The sequence below is a fragment of the Vibrio sp. Y10_XG_PY6 genome (assembly GCF_024181795.1).
Classification (GTDB): domain Bacteria; phylum Pseudomonadota; class Gammaproteobacteria; order Enterobacterales; family Vibrionaceae; genus Vibrio; species Vibrio diabolicus.
The window spans coordinates 1-2,396 of the sequence record NZ_JAMZAQ010000015.1 but is presented as its reverse complement, the minus strand read 5'-3'; the positions used below and the strand labels follow the sequence as shown (position 1 = coordinate 2,396).

General features: G+C 52.3%; 1 rRNA gene. It reads right to left on the bottom strand.

The window, feature by feature from the left end:
* Positions 1–39: 39 nt before the first annotated feature.
* Positions 40–2,396 (bottom strand): 23S ribosomal RNA (locus tag NL644_RS23035); the annotation flags it as partial.

Here is a 2,396-nt window from a genome sequence, read left to right as displayed (position 1 = left end):
GTTCTTTCATTGAGTCCATCAAAACCCCTTGGGTGTTGTATGGTTAAGCCTCACGGGCAATTAGTACAGGTTAGCTCAACGCCTCACAACGCTTACACACCCTGCCTATCAACGTCGTAGTCTACGACAACCCTTTAGGATACTTAAAGTATCAGGGAGAACTCATCTCAAGGCTCGCTTCCCGCTTAGATGCTTTCAGCGGTTATCGATCCCGAACTTAGCTACCGGGCAATGCGTCTGGCGACACAACCCGAACACCAGAGGTTCGTCCACTCCGGTCCTCTCGTACTAGGAGCAGCCCCTTTCAATTCTCCAACGCCCACGGCAGATAGGGACCGAACTGTCTCACGACGTTCTAAACCCAGCTCGCGTACCACTTTAAATGGCGAACAGCCATACCCTTGGGACCGACTTCAGCCCCAGGATGTGATGAGCCGACATCGAGGTGCCAAACACCGCCGTCGATATGAACTCTTGGGCGGTATCAGCCTGTTATCCCCGGAGTACCTTTTATCCGTTGAGCGATGGCCCTTCCATTCAGAACCACCGGATCACTATGACCTGCTTTCGCACCTGCTCGAATTGTCATTCTCGCAGTCAAGCGGGCTTATGCCATTGCACTAACCTCACGATGTCCAACCGTGATTAGCCCACCTTCGTGCTCCTCCGTTACGCTTTGGGAGGAGACCGCCCCAGTCAAACTACCCACCAGGCACTGTCCGCAACCCCGATAAGGGGTCGACGTTAGAACATCAACACTACAAGGGTGGTATTTCAAGGACGGCTCCACGCAATCTAGCGACTGCGCTTCAAAGCCTCCCACCTATCCTACACATGTAGGGTCAATGTTCAGTGCCAAGCTGTAGTAAAGGTTCACGGGGTCTTTCCGTCTAGCCGCGGGTACACTGCATCTTCACAGCGATTTCAATTTCACTGAGTCTCGGGTGGAGACAGCGTGGCCATCATTACGCCATTCGTGCAGGTCGGAACTTACCCGACAAGGAATTTCGCTACCTTAGGACCGTTATAGTTACGGCCGCCGTTTACCGGGGCTTCGATCAAGAGCTTCGACCGAAGTCTAACCCCATCAATTAACCTTCCGGCACCGGGCAGGCGTCACACCGTATACGTCATCTTGCGATTTTGCACAGTGCTGTGTTTTTAATAAACAGTTGCAGCCACCTGGTATCTGCGACTCTCAATAGCTCCATCCGCGAGGGACTTCACCGTCGAGAGCGTACCTTCTCCCGAAGTTACGGTACCATTTTGCCTAGTTCCTTCACCCGAGTTCTCTCAAGCGCCTTGGTATTCTCTACCCGACCACCTGTGTCGGTTTGGGGTACGATTCCTTACAATCTGAAGCTTAGAGGCTTTTCCTGGAAGCATGGCATCAATGACTTCACATCCGTAGATGCTCGACGTCGTGTCTCAGCCTTAGAAAGAGCCGGATTTACCTAACTCTTAAGCCTACGCACTTGAACCTGGACAACCGTCGCCAGGCCCACCTAGCCTTCTCCGTCCCCCCATCGCAATTGTAAGAAGTACGGGAATATTAACCCGTTTCCCATCGACTACGCCTTTCGGCCTCGCCTTAGGGGTCGACTTACCCTGCCCCGATTAACGTTGGACAGGAACCCTTGGTCTTCCGGCGAGGAGGTTTTTCACCCCCTTTATCGTTACTCATGTCAGCATTCGCACTTCTGATACGTCCAGCATGCGTTACCACACACCTTCAACCGCTTACAGAACGCTCCCCTACCCAATGCACTAAAGTGCATTGCCGCAGCTTCGGTTTACTACTTAGCCCCGTTACATCTTCCGCGCAGGCCGACTCGACCAGTGAGCTATTACGCTTTCTTTAAATGATGGCTGCTTCTAAGCCAACATCCTGGCTGTCTGAGCCTTCCCACATCGTTTCCCACTTAGTAGTAATTTGGGACCTTAGCTGGCGGTCTGGGTTGTTTCCCTCTCCACGACGGACGTTAGCACCCGCCGTGTGTCTCCCGGATAGTACTTACTGGTATTCGGAGTTTGCAAAGGGTTGGTAAGTCGGGATGACCCCCTAGCCTTAACAGTGCTCTACCCCCAGTAGTATTCGTCCGAGGCGCTACCTAAATAGCTTTCGGGGAGAACCAGCTATCTCCAGGTTTGATTGGCCTTTCACCCCTAGCCACAAGTCATCCGCTAATTTTTCAACATTAGTCGGTTCGGTCCTCCAGTTGATGTTACTCAACCTTCAACCTGCCCATGGCTAGATCACCTGGTTTCGGGTCTATATCCAGAGACTGAACGCCCAGTTAAGACTCGGTTTCCCTACGGCTCCCCTAGATGGTTAACCTTGCCACTGAATATAAGTCGCTGACCCATTATACAAAAGGTACGCAGTCACAGGACAA